The organism is Sodalis sp. RH14, assembly GCF_047324285.1.
In the GTDB taxonomy this organism is placed as follows: domain Bacteria; phylum Pseudomonadota; class Gammaproteobacteria; order Enterobacterales; family Enterobacteriaceae; genus Acerihabitans.
In genome coordinates, this window is record NZ_CP178739.1 from 2,973,274 (window position 1) to 2,993,650 (window position 20,377).

16 protein-coding genes are annotated in these 20,377 nt (G+C 54.3%); 8 read left to right on the forward strand and 8 right to left on the reverse strand.

Translation table 11 applies throughout. The features are described 5' to 3' along the window. Window positions 1-23 precede the first annotated feature (23 nt). Window positions 24-1,301 (reverse strand): MFS transporter, encoded by a 1,278-nt coding sequence (locus ACL2XQ_RS13565; protein ID WP_410015064.1) that lies wholly within the window; start codon window positions 1,299-1,301, stop codon window positions 24-26. A gap of 127 nt (window positions 1,302-1,428) precedes the next feature. On the opposite strand from ACL2XQ_RS13565, the gene ACL2XQ_RS13570 reads away from it, so the two are divergent. The 3 genes from ACL2XQ_RS13570 to bioD all read left to right on the forward strand — a co-directional run bounded on the left by ACL2XQ_RS13570 (window position 1,429) and on the right by bioD (window position 4,476). Next, window positions 1,429-2,322 carry a LysR family transcriptional regulator gene (locus ACL2XQ_RS13570; protein ID WP_410015065.1) on the forward strand — a complete coding sequence of 298 codons (894 nt, stop codon included), beginning with the start codon at window positions 1,429-1,431 and terminating at the stop codon, window positions 2,320-2,322. 125 nt (window positions 2,323-2,447) lie between these two features. After that, window positions 2,448-3,665 carry an ROK family protein gene (locus tag ACL2XQ_RS13575; protein ID WP_413740487.1) on the forward strand — a complete coding sequence of 406 codons (1,218 nt, stop codon included), beginning with the start codon at window positions 2,448-2,450 and terminating at the stop codon, window positions 3,663-3,665. Between the two features lie 115 nt (window positions 3,666-3,780). Beyond that, complete coding sequence (gene bioD, locus ACL2XQ_RS13580) at window positions 3,781-4,476, forward strand: dethiobiotin synthase (RefSeq protein WP_410015067.1); 696 nt, start codon at window positions 3,781-3,783, stop codon at window positions 4,474-4,476. Window positions 4,477-4,514: 38 nt separating this feature from the next. Here bioD and ACL2XQ_RS13585 read toward each other — a convergent pair whose 3' ends face one another. Together ACL2XQ_RS13585 and ACL2XQ_RS13590 are read right to left on the reverse strand one after the other, a co-directional pair. After that, window positions 4,515-4,850, reverse strand: coding sequence for a DUF1161 domain-containing protein (locus tag ACL2XQ_RS13585; RefSeq protein WP_410015068.1), 336 nt, complete (start codon window positions 4,848-4,850; stop codon window positions 4,515-4,517). A gap of 76 nt (window positions 4,851-4,926) precedes the next feature. Continuing rightward, window positions 4,927-5,274 carry a DUF1283 family protein gene (locus ACL2XQ_RS13590; RefSeq protein WP_413722875.1) on the reverse strand — a complete coding sequence of 116 codons (348 nt, stop codon included), beginning with the start codon at window positions 5,272-5,274 and terminating at the stop codon, window positions 4,927-4,929. Between the two features lie 134 nt (window positions 5,275-5,408). Here ACL2XQ_RS13590 and ACL2XQ_RS13595 point away from each other — a divergent pair, with 134 nt between their 5' ends. After that, window positions 5,409-5,738 carry a YnfA family protein gene (locus ACL2XQ_RS13595; protein WP_410015070.1) on the forward strand — a complete coding sequence of 110 codons (330 nt, stop codon included), beginning with the start codon at window positions 5,409-5,411 and terminating at the stop codon, window positions 5,736-5,738. On the opposite strand, the gene ACL2XQ_RS13600 is transcribed toward ACL2XQ_RS13595, so the two are convergent. The 4 genes from ACL2XQ_RS13600 to ACL2XQ_RS13615 form a co-directional block, all read right to left on the reverse strand. Beyond that, window positions 5,739-6,350: a hypothetical protein gene (locus ACL2XQ_RS13600; RefSeq protein ID WP_413722874.1), complete on the reverse strand. Its 612-nt coding sequence runs from the start codon at window positions 6,348-6,350 to the stop codon at window positions 5,739-5,741. Window positions 6,351-6,363: 13 nt separating this feature from the next. Continuing rightward, window positions 6,364-7,950, reverse strand: coding sequence for a M12 family metallo-peptidase (locus tag ACL2XQ_RS13605; protein WP_413740488.1), 1,587 nt, complete (start codon window positions 7,948-7,950; stop codon window positions 6,364-6,366). Between the two features lie 245 nt (window positions 7,951-8,195). Continuing rightward, on the reverse strand, window positions 8,196-8,945 hold the full coding sequence (gene ydfG, locus ACL2XQ_RS13610) for a bifunctional NADP-dependent 3-hydroxy acid dehydrogenase/3-hydroxypropionate dehydrogenase YdfG (protein WP_410015073.1): 750 nt from the start codon (window positions 8,943-8,945) through the stop codon (window positions 8,196-8,198). A gap of 60 nt (window positions 8,946-9,005) precedes the next feature. Continuing rightward, window positions 9,006-10,064, reverse strand: coding sequence for an aldo/keto reductase (locus ACL2XQ_RS13615; protein WP_410015074.1), 1,059 nt, complete (start codon window positions 10,062-10,064; stop codon window positions 9,006-9,008). 508 nt (window positions 10,065-10,572) lie between these two features. Between ACL2XQ_RS13615 and guaD the strand changes: the two genes are divergently transcribed. From guaD to xdhC, 4 genes are read left to right on the forward strand one after another with little or no spacing between them, the layout of a single operon-like run. Continuing rightward, window positions 10,573-11,907, forward strand: coding sequence for a guanine deaminase (guaD, locus tag ACL2XQ_RS13620; protein ID WP_410015075.1), 1,335 nt, complete (start codon window positions 10,573-10,575; stop codon window positions 11,905-11,907). After that, entirely contained in the window at window positions 11,904-13,376 is a 1,473-nt protein-coding gene (xdhA, locus tag ACL2XQ_RS13625; protein WP_413740489.1) for a xanthine dehydrogenase small subunit, read from the forward strand. The genes guaD and xdhA overlap by 4 nt, the downstream gene beginning before the upstream one ends. Continuing rightward, window positions 13,369-15,837 carry a xanthine dehydrogenase molybdopterin binding subunit gene (xdhB, locus tag ACL2XQ_RS13630; protein ID WP_413730428.1) on the forward strand — a complete coding sequence of 823 codons (2,469 nt, stop codon included), beginning with the start codon at window positions 13,369-13,371 and terminating at the stop codon, window positions 15,835-15,837. The genes xdhA and xdhB overlap by 8 nt, the downstream gene beginning before the upstream one ends. Next, window positions 15,830-16,621 carry a xanthine dehydrogenase accessory protein XdhC gene (gene xdhC / locus ACL2XQ_RS13635; protein ID WP_413722870.1) on the forward strand — a complete coding sequence of 264 codons (792 nt, stop codon included), beginning with the start codon at window positions 15,830-15,832 and terminating at the stop codon, window positions 16,619-16,621. The genes xdhB and xdhC overlap by 8 nt, the downstream gene beginning before the upstream one ends. A 107-nt stretch (window positions 16,622-16,728) precedes the next feature. On the opposite strand, the gene ACL2XQ_RS13640 is transcribed toward xdhC, so the two are convergent. Continuing rightward, a complete protein-coding gene (locus tag ACL2XQ_RS13640; protein WP_413740490.1) occupies window positions 16,729-19,965 on the reverse strand; it encodes an autotransporter outer membrane beta-barrel domain-containing protein in 3,237 nt (1,078 codons plus the stop codon). Window positions 19,966-20,377 lie beyond the last annotated feature (412 nt).

The following is a 20,377-nucleotide window of genomic DNA, read 5'->3' on the forward strand; positions in this document are numbered from 1 at the left end:
CAGGCGCTGTTTTGGCTCATCGGCTATGAGAGGGCGCGCAGTTCAGGCAACATGCGCAAGCGCTGGGCCACATATATTCCCAGCAGCAGCATAACGGCGATAAATACCACTACGCCGCTCCAGGCGAATCCATGCCAGAAAAAGCCGCCGACGGTGCCGGCAACGCTTGACCCGACATAATAGCAGAACAGATAAAGCGAAGACGCCTGGCCTTTGGCGCGCCGGGCGCGGCGGCCAATCCAGGCGCTGGCGGTGGAGTGCGAGGCGAAAAAACCGGCGGTAAACAGCATCATACCGCCCAGGATGGCTATCAGTGACGAGAACCAGGTCAGCAAAAGCCCGGCCAGCATAATCGTCATCGAGACCATCAGCACCGGTCCGCGGCCATAGCGCCCGGCCAGGCTGCCGGCCTTGGGCGAGCTAAAGGTGCCTGTCAGGTACACGACAGACAGCAAGCCGACCGTGGCCTGGCTTAAGTACCAGGGTCCGGCGAGCAGACGATAACCAATATAGTTAAACAGGGTAATAAACGACCCCATCAGTAAAAAACCTTCGATAAACAGCAACGGCAGACCGGCATCGCGGAAATGCAGGCGGAAATTGATCGCCAGCGTCCGCGGTTTGAGCGACCCGGCGCGGAAGTGGCGCGACGCGGGCAAGATGCGCCAGAACATCAGCGCCGCGCCTAACGCCACCACGCCGATGGCGCCGACGGCGATACGCCAGTTAAAAAAATCCGTCAGCACCCCGCTTATCAGCCTGCCGCTCATACCGCCAATCGAATTGCCGCTGATATAAAGCCCCATGGAAAACGCCACCACGCTCGGGTGGATTTCCTCGCTGAGATAGGTCATCGCCACGGCGGCTACTCCGCTTAACGACAGGCCGACCAGCGCGCGGACGATCAAAATACCCTGCCAGTCGGTCATAAATGCGCTGACGAGGGTAAATGACGCCGCCAGCAGCAATGACACCACCATCACCGCCTTGCGCCCCACGGCATCGGACAGCGGACCGGTAAACAGCAGTCCTACGGCCATCAGGCCGGTGGCGGCCGAAAGGGATAGGCTGCTGGTCGCCGGCGATACGCCGAAATCATGCGATAATACCGGCAGTATCGGCTGGACGCAGTAGAGCAGGGCAAAGGTCGCCAATCCGGCGGAAAACAAGGCCAGGGTGACGCGGATAAACTGCGGGGTGCCACGTTTGATAAAAGGTTGCTTGACGGGGACGAAGTAGTCGGGTGCTTTAACTGCGGGCGTCTCACGGGCGGGCGCGCCGGTACGCGATAGGGTGTTCACAATAAATCCTCGGGAAAGCGAAAAAATCCACAGACGGGGATCTGTCTGCGGTAATAATTTGAAAATGATAGGAACAAAGCAATTTGTTGTCTAATATATTAATACTCTCATTTAATATGTTTAAAGTATGAATATCGAATTGCGTCATTTGCGTTATTTTATCGCCGTGGCGGAAACGCTCCATTTTGGCAGAGCGGCGGAGAAACTTCATATTTCTCAGCCTCCGCTTAGCCAGCAAATCCAAATCCTTGAGCAACAGATCGGCGCCAGATTGCTGGAACGCAATAACCGCAACGTCAGGCTGACGCCCGCGGGAAAACAATTTCTGGAACAGGCCTGGTCGATTATTGAACAGGTTAACCAGGCGGCGGAGCGGGCCGCCAGGATCCATCGCGGCGAATCCGGCGAAATCACTATCGGCTTCACGTCGTCAACGCCGTTTAATCAACGTATCTCGGCAAGTCTGCTGGCTTTTCGCCAACAGCATCCCGCCGTGCATATCCAGATGGTCGAAACCAATACGAAGCAACAGATCGAGCCCCTGATGAACGGTAAGTTCGATATGGGGGTCATGCGCAATACGCCATTGCCGGAGGCATTGGGTTATCAATTGCTGCTGCGGGAATCCCTGGTGGCGGTAGTGCATCAGGATCATCCATTAGCAGGCGCCGCCGGCGGCCGGATCAGCGTGCTGCAACTGGCCAGGGAACCCTTTGTTTTCTTTGATCGCAAGGTGGGTACGGCGCTGTATGACGAAACGTTGCTGTTATTAAAAGAGTTCGGCATTACGCCTTATATTACCCAGGAAGTCGGCGAGGCAATGACGATTATCGGCCTGGTTTCCGCGGGGCTGGGCGTCTCTATCCTGCCGGCGTCCTTTGCGCGTATCAAAGTCGATAGCGTGCGCTATCTGTCACTGGCGGAACCACAGGCAAAAACCGAGGTATGGCTGGTGACCCATCGACAAAAGGAGCTTTCTGCCGCCGCCCGGATGCTGATCAATTTAATGTTAAAGCAATAATGCTAGTATGGTTGTTGTGTGCGGTAAATCACATAACTAATCAAATATTTGACGGCTAATTTTAAAAGTCCCACCATAGCCCCAATATATTATTTTATAGCGTGAAAATATCAGGAGCAAGGTGAGTGATTGGCCATGGTCAACCAGGACATATCGATCAAATCAAGCAGACTAACGCGGGAGTCGTGTATCGCCTGATTGATTCATTCGGCCCTATTTCGCGTATCGCCTTGTCAAAACTCGCCAGACTCGCGCCCGCCAGCATCACTAAAATCGTGCGCGAACTGGTCGAGGCTCATTTGGTCACCGAAACCGAGTATCAGGAAAATGGCCTGCGCGGCCGGCCGGCCATCGGACTGGTGGTTGATACCCAGGCCTGGCATTTTCTTTCGGTACGCATCGGGCACGGCACCATGACCCTGGCGCTGCGCGAGCTCAGCAGCAAGCTGATTGTCGAAGATACCGTGCCGCTGCCGGCCACGGCGCCGGAACCGCTGTTGGTTCGCCTGATCCAAACCATCGATCAGTTTTTTATCCGTCATCAGCATCAGTTGGAACGTCTTACCGCGGTGGCGGTGACGCTGCCGGGCATTATCGACGCCGCGGCGGGTATGGTGCACCGTATGCCGTGGTATGACGTCAACAACATGGCGCTGGGACCGGCGCTGAGCGAACATATCGGCGTGCCGGCCTACCTGCAGCACGATATCTGCGCCTGGACCATGGCGGAAGCGCTTTACGGCGCGGCGCGCGGATGCAATGACGTTATCCAGATCGTTATCGATCATAACGTGGGCGCCGGCGTGATCACCGGCGGCACGCTATTGCACGGCGGCAGCCGCAGCCTGGTGGAGATTGGGCATACCCAGGTGGAGCCGTATGGCAAACGTTGCTATTGCGGTAACCGCGGCTGCCTGGAAACGGTGGCGGGGATTGAAAGCATACTGGAACTGACGCGCCAACGCCTGGCGCTGAACAGCCATTCCACCATGAATGACGCCGCGATAAGCGTTGAATCGCTGTGCCAGGCGGCCATGGCGGGCGATACCCTGGCGCGGGACATCATCGTCGGCATTGGTAACAGCGTGGGACGCATACTGGCCATCATGGTCAATTTATTCAATCCGGAAAAAATCCTGGTCGGCTCGCCATTAAATGAGGCATCGGATATTTTATTCCCGGTAATTCTCTCCAATATACGTCAACAGTCGCTGCCTGATTACAGTAAGGACATCACCGTTCAGGCGACGCGATTTAAAAACCAGGGTACCATGCCGGGCGCCGCGCTGGTTAAGGATGCGCTGTACGACGGCTCATTGTTATTGAAGCTGGTCCAGGGGTAAGGCTATAAATATTGAGCTAACGCAAGCCGTGGCAAGGCTATATCGGTTACATTTTACGTTAATCAACCACCTTATCCAAACATGTCCAATGGATTAACGCCAGGCTGGAGTCGTCATGTTAAAACGTATTTTTGTAGCCGGTACGGATACCGCTGTCGGCAAGACCATTGTCTCGCGCGCCATTTTGCAATATCTGGCGGCGCGCCGGCTCAGCGTTACCGGGTACAAGCCTATCGCCCGGGGCAGCCAGGAAACGGCGGAAGGGCTGCGCAATAAAGATGCCCTGGTGTTATGCGCTTCCTCCACGCTGCAGCTTCCTTATGAGCAGATCAATCCCATCACCCTGCGCGAGGAGGAAATCAGCGCCTATTCCGGCGATGACATCGATTACGGCTTGATGTCCCGGGGACTGAAGCATCTGTCCGGCCTGGCCGACATGGTGGTGGTGGAGGGCAGCGGCGGCTGGCGTACCATCATGAGCGACTATCGGCCGTATTCCGATTGGGTGGTGCAGGAACAATTGCCGGTAGTCCTGGTTATCGGCATCAAGCTTGGCTGTATTAACCATGCGTTATTAACCGCGCAAGCCATTATTAACGATGGCTTGCCCTTATTAGGGTGGGTAGCTAATCGCATTAATCCCGGGCTGGCGCATTATGCAGAAATAATGGATATCTTGCGTAATAAAATCCCGGCACCGCAGCTGGGTGAATTGCCTTATTTACCCAGGCCGGAGCAGCGCGATCTTTCGGGATATATAGATTTGAGCAATATAACGCTACCGGAGGTTATTACCGCGCAGCAGATGTGATTCCCGGGCGGAAGGGTAAATCTCCCGCCCCGGTTGTTTTACGGGCTTGGCGCGTCGCTTGCGGCCGCGGCGCTGTCGGCGCCTTCGGCCGATCGGATATAGACAATTTTCTGCGTATCGTTTTCACAGTGGCCGACCACCTGGCCGCCCGCCTGGTCGGCGCTATCGTTCGGCACGATATCCAGGCGGAAGCCGGATTCCGGCACCCCGTTGGCGATGATTTTTTGGGTGATATCCGCTTTGACACTTTCACACGACGCCTGCGCCGCCAGCGGCAGCATCATGGCAACCGCCGCGCCCAGGATAAAAAAGCGTTTCCCTGTTTTTCCGCTCAGTTGCTGGCTTAGCCCCTTCATCTTGCCTTGATTGCTCATATTACCGTCCTTATCAGAGAATGAAGTACCCGTTACAATGATAGCAGCGCTGCCGGAAACGGATAATAACCGCCTATCAGGGAGCCATTAACGTACGGCCGGTACGGCGATCAAGACAGCGGGCCGTAGTGTCCTCCCAGTAGGCGTTTACGTTCTCACTGCTATTGCATTTTTCCTTTAAATCAATGGTTTTGTCATATTTATCAAAGTCCTTTTCATCGCGCGTAATCTGCTTGTTGCGCAGATTATGGGTGGCGTTCCACTGCTCCTGGCTTTGGCGCGCCTCTTCGCGGGATTGGGCGTTATCACCGGAATCGATGATCAGACGTTGCGTGTTGGTGGCGGCGGCACCGGCGGCGGAGAAGGCCATCAAAGCGACCGCGAGCATCCCGCCGAGCAGTCGTGAATAAGAGGTGGTTTTCATAACGTCTTCCTTTTAATCTTTACGTGGATAATAACGCAGGTAAAATCAACATTGCGCGCGCAGGCATAATAACATTGCCTTATGGTTAAAAACCATTCGTCATCGTTAACGAAAATGAAGGAACAGCCTCCGGTATGTTCAAGACAATGTTGCTGTTTATGGCCACCGCCGTGGCGGAAATTCTGGGGTGCTACCTGCCTTATCTGTGGGTTAAACAACAGGGCGGCATAGTGCTGCTGATACCGGCGGCGGCAAGCCTTATCGCTTTTGTCGCGCTGTTAATGCTGCATCCCGCCGCCAGCGGGCGCGTGTATGCCTCCTACGGCGGGATATATATATTGACCGCGCTGCTATGGCTTCGGTTCATCGACGGCGTAAAATTATCGCCGCAGGACTGGCTGGGCGCAGCGGTGATCTGCGCCGGAGTGATGATTATGCTGTCCGGATGGTCCAGAAATCCGTGATCATTCGCAGTACAACTCGCTTTTCGACCGCGTAAAACAGATGCCCTCACGATGATCAATCGCATTATTGTCGATAATCCAGGCAATATCATGACGGGCCTGAAGTGAAAAGTTGGTCGCAGGCGTGGAAAAATTCCCGGCAGCATAGCCGCCGTCCGGGTCTACGCTTAAGCTAAACTCACCAGGCAACTCTTGTTCATTACCCGCGAGCTCGCCGCTTAGTATGACAATACCTTCCTGCCGCGCTGCATTGCGAACTGTAGCCAGGTATGGATGGCCGTGCGTGGCCAACACAATGTTGAAAGTATCACCCACTTTTAAACTGCGGGCTGCCGGAAGATCAAAATAAACATAACGCCCTTTAGCCAGCATCGCTGGATCCATCGCCAGATCGAGGGATTGGAGCCGCCGCCTGTCGCCGGCAAACTCCCTGACTAAAAGTGAAGGCGGAGTGTTAAGCGTTGTAACGCCGGAGTCCACTGCAACTCCAGGCGCTATTTTTGCCGCTACTGTCGTCCCGGCTTTATCCAGGGCGGAAGCAGAAGGTAAAATGTCGATGCTTAATATAATCGAAAAAAATAACGCGCCCAGGAATGATAATATAATTTTCATAATATAACCTTATTCAATAAAAATTAGATACACGCTGAGATAAATTATTCATAGTCCTGACCGCATCTATCAGATTTGGCGTTCCCAATGGCAGTCCTAAATCATCGGTAAATCGTAGCGGTGTCGAAAAAAATGGGATGGCATTTCCACCCATTATGGTTCTTGCCAAAGAATTTCCCACGGCGAAAGGTGGGGTAGCATTAGTTACTCCTCCATGAAATACTCCCATATTGTGCCCGAACTCATGTCTCATAATAGTAAGGCGATTGCAAGATGACAGTAAATTCTCATAGCCAAACATCGCGTCCCTGTGCGCTTGGCCATTTAAAAAGGCTAAGCCGCATTGCGGCCCCCATATGCTAGTATAATATACCGCATCCGCCCTTAACTCCCGGCGCCAGGATTGTATTTGCGTGTTGACATTCAAAGAACTTAATATGGCGTCGGCATTATTCCAGTTGGCTGGTTCATTGAATTGCCGCATGCCGACCAGGCGCACTCGAAAGTTAGCGCCAGAGTTTTCCAATGCCTCATTGATAAGGTTAAATGATTCAATATTCCGGGTCCGCACTGCGGCGGCACCGATACGCGCTACCGCGGTTTGGCTATAAATAATCAACATGTCAATGGTTACTGTTTCTCGCTGCCATTGCCGATTATTGTCAGTAACAAAAGAAACCGTCTCGCCATCGTATATGGGAAAAGACCGATTGCCAGCGATAACATTGAAAGATAACGCTGCGCGGGTTTCAACGATCAAACGATACCCCGGTGCCTGATTGTTGGGTAAAGTTAGCCTTTGTTGATAATTGTCATTGCTGACCTGGATCCTTGCACGAGGCGACTGTAACGCTGGTATCACGCCGTTCGTCAGGCTTGAGGCCTGCAACGTCGGCAGGGGATCGGTAACAATTTGCCAGCGACGTCCGGACGGGTTTTCAGCTATATAACGGAAAGCATATTGCTGCCCGGTCGATGCATACACCGGGGCATTGAAATTCAAGTTGACATTGTCGATGCCCAGCCTGGGGGTGGAACCATTATGAACTCTGATCAAATCACGATTGTTGGCGCTTAGCGGCAACCTAATCAAAGGCAAAACTGTATTAGTATTGAAATTAACCCTCGTTAGAGGGGAAGTAGGTCGGGGTATGGTGTGACCATTATTGATTATCGTTTGTACCGATATATCCCTCGGCGGGGAACTGGTGATAACCCAGCGGTTAAGATCGGTCCGGAATATGAAAATATAATTATCATTTGTCAGTAATGTCGTTGTGCTGGCGAAAAGCTGTCTCTGCGGCATAATACGTGATTGCAGCGTTGCGCGGGATAGAATTGATACGCGATCATCGTTTAAAGGCTGTTGTGGCAAATGTATTTCTGCCGCCCAATTTCCATTTGCGGTATGGAAATTTATATTCCTGAATCCCGAAGGCAGTTGTCCATTGGGTACTTGGTTTGGCGATAAGGTTATTGCCGATGAAAAAAATGGAAACGCTAATAAAAAAAACAATAAATAATAGATGTTATTTTTTATTAAGCTCATAACTTTAATTATAGCGTTTAGAGAATAAAAATAGTTATTATGAAATTTCATGGTGGATTTCTCTAGAAAATAGATTTAGTATGTTTCGCTAGAGGTTTATCATAAAAAAAATAAAAAGAATATAAATTTTTAACAAAAAATCCAGGAACTGTTATGTTAAATACAAATGCCAAATTCTGTTATTCCGTTTCAAAAAAAATATCCTGGCTTGGCGTAGAAAGGGTTAGCGGAATAATAGGATTTTACCGGGGAATTGCGCCGCGGGCAGAGGCTGACCACCCGCGGGCAGGGGGAGATTACTCGTCGCGATGGACGCTAAGCCCGCCGAACGACTGGTTTACCGGCATCATTTCCAGCACATTGATATTCACATGGGCCGGCAGGGTGGTGACCCAATAGATCGCTTCGGCTATATCTTCGGGCATCAGCGGATCGGCGTTTTTATAGGTATTTTCCACCTTACTGTCGTCGCCCTTAAAACGCACCGCCGAAAATTCGGTGCCCCCCACCAGGCCCGGCTCGATATCCGTCACGCGCACCTTGGTACCCACCAGATCGGTACGCAGGTTAAGGCTGAACTGTCGGGTAAAAGCCTTGGTGGCGCCGTAGACGTTGCCGCCCGCATAAGGCCAGCGGCCGGCGGTCGAGCCGAGATTAACCACATGGCCGCGCCGCCGTTCCACCATGCCGGGCAACAGGGCGCGGGTCATATAGACCAATCCCTTATTGTTGGTATCGATCATGGTTTCCCAATCATCAAGATTGGCCTTATGCGCCGGCTCCATGCCCAATGCCAGGCCGGCGTTGTTGACCAGCACATCCACTTCGCGCCAGGCCGGGGGCAGGGAGGCAACGGCGCGGGTAATGCCTTCACGATCGCGCACGTCCAGGCGCAGGGGATAAAGGTTATCGCCCAGTTCGGCTTGCAATTGATCAAGTCGTTCCTGGCGGCGACCGGTGGCAATCACCTTATGTCCCTGCTTGAGGAATTTACGGGCGATGGTTTCGCCGAATCCGGCGGTGGCGCCGGTAATAAAGATAATCATGCAGCGGGTCCTTTTATTTCTGAATAATGACAGCATTATCAATTAGCCTGAGCCTGCGCCTCAGGGTTTGCGCAGGTAAGGCGCAATAAGCGAAAGGTCGGCCGGAGACAGCCGGTCGGAGGCGGTCTGCGCCTGGTGCCAGTAGGGATAAATCAGCGGCGGGCGGCTGACGTCGGACAGGCGGGAAATCTCATTGGCGTTCAGGACCAGATCCGCCGCGCGCAGGTTATCCTTTAACTGTTCCTCGGTACGCGCGCCGATAATAACGGAGGTGACGGCGGGGCGGCTGATAAGCCAGGCCAGGGCCACCTGGGCGGCGGAGACGTTCCTCTCTTCGGCGATTTCAACCAGGACGTCGATGATGTTATATAAGGCATCTTGATTATAGATAGGCGGTTCATTCCACTCTTCAAGATGGCGGGTGCTGCCTTCGGGCTGGCGGTCCCGGCGATATTTTCCGGATAGCAGTCCCCCGGCCAGCGGACTCCAGACCAACACGCCTAATCCTTGATCCTGGGTGATCGGCAACAATTCATACTCAGCCTCGCGACTTTGCAGGGAGTAATGGATTTGCTGGCTTACCGGGCGGATAAGGTTGAGTCGTTCGCAAACGCCCAGTGTTTTCATGATATGCCATCCCGAGAAATTGGAAATCCCCACGTAGCGCACCTTACCGCTGCTCACCAGGTGTTCCAGGGCATATAAGGTTTCTTCCAGCGGGGTCTGGCCGTCCCATTCATGCAGCTGATATAAATCGATATGGTCAGTATTTAACCGTTTTAAACTGGCTTCACAGGCGCGGATCAGGTGGTGACGCGATGACCCGCGATCGTTGGGTCCATTGCCCATGGGGAAACGGGCTTTGGAAGCAATCAGGACGCTGTCGCGCTTTTCCTTCAGCACTTCGCCCAAAATTTCTTCCGAAACCCCCTGGGAATACACATCGGCGGTATCAAACAGGTTGATGCCGGCGTCGATACAAAGGGCCAACTGGCGGCGCGCTTCCGCCACGCCGGTATCGCCCACTTTGGCAAATTTCCCTTTGCCGCCGAAGGTCATTGTGCCGAGACTCAATACCGATACTTTCAAGCCGGAACGGCCCAATAGACGATATTCCATAAGAATTCTCCTCGCAGTAGTACATGTCGGATATATCAAGCGCCCGCAATCGAGCCTACAGACCTAGAGCATAGACTAATGTCCTTGCCATCAACAGTCTGTTGTCTGGCAGCGTTGCCACATTCTGGTGCATAAGTATTGCGATTGTGCTTTCTGTTAACATTTATGGACGATTTATTATTTATTACCCCGGTCCGAAGCTGAAGAAATGATGATTATCCAGCCGTACAGAGTATAAGCAAACGGTTGTCATTTGAAGCAAACGTTTGCCTTTACCGTTCGCAGGCTTAATCAGTCGATATGCGTGCGGCCCGACGGTAAAATATTATTAACCAATTGATATATAGGTATATTCAATAAAAAGTCGCTGGGCTGATATTGGCACAAATATTGCCAGTATCTAGGTAACGCTGCATTGCATTTTATCGCCCCTCTATGCGCATGGGTATACGGAACAGTATCCTTATACTTGGCATAATATCCGAGGGCCATTACCGAGGCCGCTGTCATGAGTAATATTACCGCTATTCGCAGCAGTTTTTTTGATTTTAGGGCAGGCGTATCGGCTCCGGAAGAACTGGAAGAATCCGCCCGTTTTATCGAGGACGGCCTGTTATTAATCGAGGACGGAACCATTATTTCCCTGCAGTCCTGGCCCGAGGGACGAGACCAGTTGCACCCCCGGCAGGAGATCATACATCTGGCGGATAATATTATCATGCCGGGTTTTATCGACACCCATATCCATTACCCGCAGACGGAAATGATCGGCGCCGACGGCGCTCAGTTACTGGACTGGCTGAACCATTATACGTTTCCCACCGAAAGCCAATACCATTGCCCGGACCGCTCCGCCGGCATGGCGGCGTTTTTTCTGGACCAGCTGTTGCGTAACGGCACCACCACGGCCATGGTCTACGGCACGGTTCACGTCCAGTCCGTCGACGCGTTGTTTGCCGCCGCCTTCGAACGCCGGATGCGCCTTATCGCCGGTAAAGTGATGATGGACCGCCACGCGCCGGACGCGCTGCTGGAAACCCCGGCACAAAGCGAAGAAGCCACCCGCGGGCTGATTAGGCGCTGGCACAATAAAGGACGGCTGGGTTATGCCCTGACGCCGCGTTTTGCGCCGACCTCGTCTCCCGAACTGCTAAGACTGGCGGGGCGGCTGCGGCGGGAGTTTCCCGACCTGTATCTGCAAACCCACCTGAGCGAGAATACGCGGGAGGTCGCCTGGGTCAAAGAACTGTTCCCCGAGCGCGCAAGCTATTTTGATGTCTACCGGCATTATGGCCTGGCGGGCCGTAAAAGCATATTCGCCCATTGCCTGCATCTGGAAGAGCAGGAATGGCGCGATCTGGCGCACTCACATTCCGCCATTGCGTTTTGTCCCACGTCTAACCTGTTTCTCGGCAGCGGGTTGTTTAACCTGCGAAAAACATGGGATTTGGGCATACCGCTGGGCATCGGCACCGATGTAGGGGCGGGCACCACCTTTAACCTGCTGCAAACCCTGGCGGAGGCCTATAAGATCGGCCAGCTGCAGGGCTACCATCTGTCGATCCACGAAGCCCTGTACCATGCCACCCTTGGCGCCGCCCAAGCCTTATCCCTGGACGGGGTATTGGGCAATTTCATGCCCGGCAAGGAGGCTGACTTCGTCGTGCTCGACCCGAGGGCGACGCCGTTGCAGCGATTGCGCCAAACCAACAGCAAGACGCTGCGGGAACGCTTGTTCCTGATGATGATACTCGGCGACGACCGCACTATTTTTCAAACCTGGATCCAGGGCGAACCGGTTTATCGGCGCGATGCGGATACGATAAAACAGGGGGCGGCATGATCCGTTTTTTACTTAACCAAACGTTGGTCAGCGAAACCGGCCTGGACGCCAATCTCTCGGTATTAGACTATCTGCGCCGCCGCCAGGGGCGCATGGGCGCCAAGGAGGGCTGCGCGTCCGGCGACTGCGGCGCCTGCACTGTGGTTCTGGTACAGGCCGCCGGGGGCAAATTGCGCTATGACAGCATCAACGCCTGCATTACCCTTATCGGCGCGCTGCACGGTAAGCAATTGCTGACGGTGGAGGATTTATCCCATCAGGGACAATTACACGGGGTGCAGCAGGCCATGGTGGATAACCACGCCTCGCAGTGCGGTTTTTGCACGCCGGGTATTGTTATGTCGCTGTTCGCCCTGCAAAAATCCGCCGCCGGGGACACCGATGACGCCATCACGCAGGCGCTGGGCGGTAATCTCTGCCGCTGCACCGGCTACCGTCCGATTATGGACGCCGCCCGGCAGATCTGCCGGGCAGTGGACGACCGCTTTTCCGATCAGGAAAACCAGACGCTGGCGCAGCTGGCCCAACTACAACAGCAGGACGATCAGCCGGTCTCCGCGCCGCTATCGGGGCCTGTCGACGGTGCCGGTGTCCCGGCCAGACCTGTCAGCTTGCGTCCCCGCACCCTGGCGCAGCTGGGCGCCACCTTTCTACGCCATCCCGACGCCAGGCTGCTGGCCGGCGGCACCGATCTGGCGCTGGCGATTACCTTGCGCCGCGAGACGCTGCCGTTATTGATTGATATCAACCATATTCCCGAGCTGAAAATTTTATCCGCGACCGAAAAGCAGTTGGAAATCGGCGCCGCCGCCTCGCTCAGCGCCTGCGAACCGTTTTTAGCGCGGCATTTGCCGGAATTTCGTGCCGCGCTAACGCGCTTCGCCTCGCGGCAGGTGCGCAACCAGGCCACGCTCGGCGGCAACCTGGCCAACGCTTCGCCCGTGGGGGATGGGGCGCCGATGCTTCTGGCGCTGGACGCGCGTCTGGTACTACGCCGCGGCGACGACGCCCGGGAGTTGCCGCTGGCGCAGTTTTTCCTCTCGTACCGCCATACCGCGCTGGCGGCGGGCGAATTTATCGAACGCATTATCGTACCAAGAGTGACGGCGTCACATAAATGTCAATTTTATAAGGTCGCCAAACGGCGTGAAGATGATATATCGGCAGTGTTTGCCGCCTTTTGCTGCGAAATCGAGGGAGGCATCATCCGTTCAGCCCGTCTGGCCTACGGCGGCATGGCGGAGATACCCCGCCGGGCCACCGGCGCTGAGGGCGCAATGCTGGGCCAACCCTGGGAGCGAAAAACGGTCGAGCTCGCCTGTCTGCGACTTGCGGACGACTTTACCCCGTTAAGCGACCTGCGCGCCGGCGGCGCCTACCGGCTGCGCGTGGCGCAAAATTTACTGCGTCGGTTTTATCTGTCCGCCTCGTTGCCACGTCATCGCCTGGAGGTCGACCATTATGTCTGAGCAGGCAAAACGATTTTCCGCCGCGCAGCGCCAGCAGCGCTACCGCCAGCCGGCCACAGGCGGCGTAGGCCAGCCGCAGCCCCATGAAAGCGCGGCCAAACACGTCAGCGGCGATGCGATATATATTGACGATCGGCCTGAATTGCCACACCAGCTGCATCTGGCGCCGCGGTTAAGCGAACATGCCCACGCGCTGATTACCCGTGTTGATACGTCCCCCTGTTATCTGATGCCGGGCGTCGAGCGGGTCATGACCTGGCGGGATGTACCCGGCGAACTGGATATCGGCCCGGTGGTCGCGGGCGATCCGCTGCTGGCCAAAGATCGGGTTGACTATGCCGGCCAGGTGATCCTGGTGGTGGCGGCGCGGGACCCGGTCATAGCCCGGCGCGCGGCGGCGGCGGCCGTTATCGAATACCAGCCTTTGCCGGCGGTGCTGGACATCGAGGAGGCGCTGGAAAAAGCGCTTTATGTCGACGCGCCGCATTGCCATCGGCGCGGCGACCCGGACGCGGCGCTGGCCGCCGCGCCGCGTCGTCTCCAGGGCAGCCTGCGGATGGGCGGGCAAGAGCATTTTTATCTGGAATCCCAGGTGGCGTCGGTGATCCCGGGCGAGGATGGCGCCATGCAGGTTTTTTCATCGACCCAGCACCCGACCGAGGTACAGAAACTGGTGGCGTCGGTGCTGGGCGTGGATATGAAGGATATTACCGTCGATATGCGCAGGATGGGCGGCGGTTTTGGCGGTAAGGAGACTCAGGCGGCGGGTCCCGCCTGCTTATGCGCCCTGGCGGCCCGGCTCACGGGCAAACCGGCTAAAATGCGTCTGAGCCGCCGCGACGATATGCTGATGACAGGCAAACGCCACCCGTTCCTGGTACGCTACGACGTGGGTTTTAACGCGCGCGGGCATCTCCTCGGCCTGAAGCTGGAATTGGCGGCCAACTGCGGTTATTCGGCCGATTTATCTCCCTCCATCGTCGACCGCGCCATGTTCCATGCCGACAACGCCTATTATCTCGCCGATGTGCTGATAACCGGCTACCGCTGCCGGACCAATACCGCTTCCAATACCGCGTTCCGCGGCTTCGGCGGCCCACAGGGCATGCTGGCCATCGAGCATATTATTGAACATATCGCCCGCGAGACCGGTCTGGATCCGCTGTCGGTGCGACGGCTGAATTATTACGGCAAAACAACGCGCAATATCACTCATTACCAACAGCCGGTGGAAGATAATCTGCTCGACGAACTCACCGACGCCCTGGAAACCAGCGCCGGTTACCGGCAACGACGCCGGGAGATTATCGCCTATAACGCCGCCAGCCCGATATTAAAACGCGGGCTGGCGCTGACGCCGGTCAAGTTCGGTATCTCGTTTACCGCCGGTTTTCTTAACCAGGCGGGGGCCATGCTGCTGATGTATACCGACGGTACGCTGCAGCTCAATCACGGCGGCACGGAAATGGGGCAGGGCCTGCATACCAAAGTCATACAGGTCGTGGCGCAGGTGCTGGGCGTCAATCCCGCGAAGATCAGGATTACCGCCACCGATACCGGTAAAATTCCCAACACGTCGCCCACCGCCGCGTCTTCGGGGGCCGATTTGAACGGCAAAGCCGCCCAGTCCGCCGCCGAAACGCTGAAACAGCGCCTGGTGACGATGTTATGCCGGGTCCATCACGCCGAACCGGAGCAAATTAATTTTCGCAACGGCATGGTCGACGTTGCGGGCCGGATCTTTACCCTGGGCGAAGTCGCCGAGCTGGCTCATCTCCAGCAGGTATCGCTGGCAAGCCAGGGCTATTACGCCACGCCGTCCCTTTATTATGATCGCCAGCAAGCCGCCGGCCGGCCATTTTACTATTTTGCCTACGGCGTGGCCTGTTCCGAAGTGGTGGTGGATACCTTAACCGGCGAGTACCGGTTATTGCGCGCCGATATCCTGCATGACGTAGGCGATTCGCTTAATCCGGCCATCGATATCGGCCAGGTGGAGGGGGGATTTATCCAGGGTATGGGCTGGCTGACCAGCGAGGAACTGATCTGGAACGCGCGGGGCCGCCTGCTGACCGACGGCCCGGCCACCTATAAAATTCCCACTATCGGCGATACCCCGGCGCAGCTGAACGTACATTTGCTGCAAAACCGCGCCAATCCCAAGCAGACGGTATTCCATTCCAAAGCGGTGGGCGAGCCGCCGTTTATGCTGGCCATTTCAGTATGGTGCGCCATCCGGGACGCGGTGGCCAGTCTGGCCGATTATCGCCGTCTGCCCGATATCGATGCCCCGGCCACGCCGGAGCGGGTCCTGGCGGCCGTGGATGCGCTGCTGGCCCCGACATTAGGTGACAATGTCACTAAAAGTGCTATTAACCCCGCCCCGGCAGCATCGGCCCAAACGATGCTGGCCGGCGGTCAAACGCCTGCGCGCCAGGGAAAGGAATCTCCCTATGACTGATAATTGGATCTCAGCGCTGGCGCAACTGCAGGCGGAAGGCACCCCGGCCGTATTGGTCACGATTATTGATGAACAGGGCTCGACGCCGCGCGACAGCGGCACCAAAATGGTGGTGACCAGCAGCCGGCAATTTTGCACGGTCGGCGGCGGTCATTTGGAATTTCAATGCACGCGGATAGCCAGGGAACTGCTGGGCGAGCCTCGCCCGGCCTGCCGCACGGAGCGTTTTTCCCTTGGCGCGCGCCTGGGGCAATGCTGCGGCGGCATGACATCAGTGCTATTCGAACCGGTGATTATGGCGCGGCCTCATATCGCGGTATTCGGCGCCGGGCACGTAGGCAAGGCGCTGGTCAGGATCCTGGCGGAGCTGCCCTGTGATATCAGTTGGGTGGACAGCCGTGCCGACCAGTTTCCACCGGCATGCGATCAACGCGTCAAGGTGATTATCGACGATCCGCTCGATGCCCTGGACGCCATGCCGGCCGACAGCTATTTTATCGTGATGACCCACGATCATCAGCTTGATTTTATGCTGGTTGAGCAGGTACTTAAACGCGGCGGCCATCGGTATTGCGGGCTTATTGGGTCTATCACCAAACGCCGGCGCTTTCTTTATCGCCTTGGCGAGCGCGGCATGGGTGCCGAGGCATTGGCGCAACTGCGCTGTCCCATCGGTTTGGAGACGGTGAAAGGAAAAATGCCGGCGGAAATCGCGGTGTCGATAGCGGGCGAGGTGATTGGTTGCTATAACCGGCAGGCAAATAGCAGCGGCGAAATATCATGATATATAAGGCGGCGGGATGGCACCCGCCGTCCTCTCACGCCAGCGTACGCACGGCTCCAAAACAGGGCCGGCCGAGCCGGCCCTGAGCTGACGGCGCGCCGCGCCGCTTAGAAATTCACTTTCACGCCTAACGTACCGGTGGTGTCGTGGTATCCCTTGCCGCCGACTTGCTGGCCGATGCTGCCCCATAGCGCCAGATGCTCATTAATTTGTCCCTCATTACCCATTTTAATCTCGCCGATATCCCTGGCGCCCTCCTGGGAGTAGGCATCCTTACCCAGGCAAACGCCGAAGTCGTGGGTATTATGGATCCAGTTTGTTTCGACATAGGGCTGGAACATGCGCTGCCTGCCTTCATCCATGCTGGCATAACCGCGCATATACAGCCGTGCGCCCAGGCGGGTCTGGATATTATCATGGCCCAGCATGGTGATGCGTTCGCCGTTCGGGTCTTTCTGATCCCGTGCGCCGACGCCCATCCAGGCGACCTGTATTTGCGGTTGTAAATAGGTGTCAAAGGCGGCAGCGGAGAACAGTCGCCAGCTATGACCGGCTTCTACTGTGCCGACAAATCCAGCGGAACGGTAGGTTGCCGTATCGGCGGATTTATTTGCCGACGATCCGTTTTTAACATGATTGCCGAACCAGTTATAGTTTAGCGAGCCATCAAGATAGGGGCCTTCGTGATTGCCGTCGTTGCGATACCAGGTACCGTATATACCGGCGCCATATCCCTCAAGTCCGCCTTGGGCGCCTTTACCGTTAATGGCATGGCTATGGCTGCGGCTTTTACCCGCGCCGAGCATCACGCCGAAATGCAGTCCGTCGATACCGTCGCGGCTGCCGCTAACGATTTCCCCGCCCAATTGCACCTTTTGGGTATTGGTGCTGGCAGATAACGCGCCGTCGCGCATACGCGCCCCGGTTTGACCGCCGGCGATACGCAGCCAGAAAGAAGATTGACCTGCGCCATCGGCGCCGTTAAAGGCGGACGGGAATTCCGTGGCGCCGACCCGATCGTGCATGCGGGTCGCAAACAGGGTATTGGCGGTTGCCATATTGGCGGCATAGATACCCGCCGCCGGCTGCAAACTGCTGCGGGCCAGCAAGCCATTGCCCGCATCAACCCCCTGATTGTCCTGATTACTATTGAACAAGGCTAAGAGTCCATCATCAACCAAATCATCATCGGGCGGCGCGGAAGCATCAAGGTTTTCATCGAGCGACTCTGGAGAGTCCATTTCTTCAGTGAATAAGAGAACGAGGCCGTAATCCTCCTCCTCATCATCGTCACGGACACCGGAGTCCGCATTTTTATCAATCGGCTTGGACGCGTCCGTTTGTTCATTGAACAAGGCCACGAGGCCGAAATCCTCCTCCTCATCGTCGCCGCCGGCAGCGGAGTCCGCGTTTTTATCAAGCGGCTTAGACACGTCCGTTTGTTCATTGAACAAGGCCGCGAGGCCGAAATCCTCCTCCTCATCATCACCACGGACTGCGGAGTCCGCATTTTTATCAAGCGGCTTGGACGCGTCCGTTTGTTCATTGAACAAGACAGCGAGGCCGAAATCCTCCTCCTCATCGTCGCCGCCGGCAACGGCGTGCGCATTTTGCACAGGCGGCCGAGAAGCGTCGCTTTGTTCGTTGAACAAGGCAGCGAGGCCGAAATCCTCCTCCTCCTTATCGCCGCGGGTAGAGTCTGCATTTGTATCAAGCGGCTGGGACGCAGCTCTTTGTTCATCAAACCGAGCAGCGGAACCGTTATCCATCCCATCATCATCGCCGCAGCCATGGGCGGGATAATCCCGCTCGTAGTCATTCTCTTCAAAGCCCTCGCCATGTAAATATTTATCGAACCTGCCAAGTTGGCTGTAGGGGGCTATGTTTGCATCTTGCGGCACGGTATTGGCAGTATTGTTAATCAGACCTTTGAAATTTTTACCCTCGCTCAGGTCTGCTTTTATGTGTGTGAGCGTATAAACGAGCGCATTAGCGTTATTCCCATCCCTTTCAGGCACGGGTCCCAAGTCACCGTAAATTTTATCAATCGCGTCATTTATAGAGGCATTGCTTTGAGTCCAGTCGTGATCATAACTGCCAACAAGGTCACTCGTACTGCTTATTATATTAAACTGGACCTTGGGGTATGGTGGTTTTTCTATTCGGTCTGGGAGAACAGTCCGATCCGTTGGTTTCGGCTGAATGGTCATGTTATTATTTTTATGCTGGAAAGTACGCGGCGGCTTAGCAGGCCCGCTTCTGTAATGGTTCGCCGTGTTATCCTGCGCATCTGCGGCAGGTATCTTTTTTTGCAGATGGATTTGATCAGAAGATGGTTTATTTACCCCATCCTTTTTTTCGGCAATGAATGCCACAAGCCGGTTATTTTCTCTTCTTACTTTGGCTTCATTTTCGCTTGAGGCGGGTGTATTTAGAAACATGAAGGCATCTTCAGAAACATTGCCATTTAACTTAATAGAGGCTATATTTTCTGGATTACTATTCAAAATATTACCTTTTACAAAAATATTGCTTTTATTTGGAGCGTTGCCTCTAATCTCCAATTGATTATTATCAGGATTATCATTTTTTTTATTTACCCTCAGAACAATGATCCCGTTATCTCTTGAGATATAATCGCCATCAATGGTAAGCGTGGTGTGCGGAAGGCTTTGACCAGGGGTAATTCCCTTCTCTGCATGTAAAGGTTTTTTGCTGAAGAAATCACCAATACTATTGAACTTGCTCGGCTTTTTAGTTTCAGGATCAACTGAAAGGGTACCTTCGTTGATGACATTTGATTGTATTATGCCATTGCCCTGGATTGTGGCGTTTTTGGAAGCACAGATCTCTTTTGCGAAAATTTGCGGAGAATTTTGCAGCAGCAGCGTTGAGTTGTCTACCATAATCGCTTCAATGTTGAGATTTTCCGGTATGCCTTCTTTAATGACAAACTCCCCCCCGCCTCTAAAAAACACGACGGTTTTTAAATCATTGGGTCTGCCTTTAGTCAACATTTTTTTATCGACTTTCTTGGTTCCCCCCTTTTTGCTATACAAATCCACAATATGGTACGTACTGTCGTTTCCCGAGTAGTACTCGAGTGATCTTTTATCAAAACTATGGATTTTCGATGAATCTAAATTTGGATTTTCAAATGTACTTTTAGAAGGTTTTATTTTTATGATATTCGAAAATGGCTTTATATTAGTACTGGCAGTGGGTGGAGAACCGTGTAAATCACTTTCATTGACTTTGCTCTCACTATCACTGGCACTATAAGCCTGCGTTATGCCACCGACTACCGTCAGGATGCCGATAAAGGTCTTTCTTGTTTTTTTCATGATCGCCTATTTATTTAGATTTTATTTAAAAATTACTCAAAAATACTATCGATAAGTTTATTGATTGTTACCCATAGCGAGGTGAGATAACGGGAAGCTATTCTAGCCAGACAAAAAACAAATACAGCTTAAAATAAACTATTGTTTAGGGAAGGTTTTACCTTCATTACGGCGGCCGTTGTTTTTTAACCTTTTTGATTAACAATTGACATATTAACCAAAGCAATAATAATCCAAACAGTAATTATTTTGTGCGCGTTTACTTTTCAATGCGATTTATGGCCCTGATTGCAGGATCAGGCAATAACGCAAGAATAATCGTCTACCTTATCCGGGATGATTGCTGGCAGAATAGGGCAACAGTGGATGCATGGCGAACCTGCGCCATCTCCTTTATCAAGCAACCCGGAGT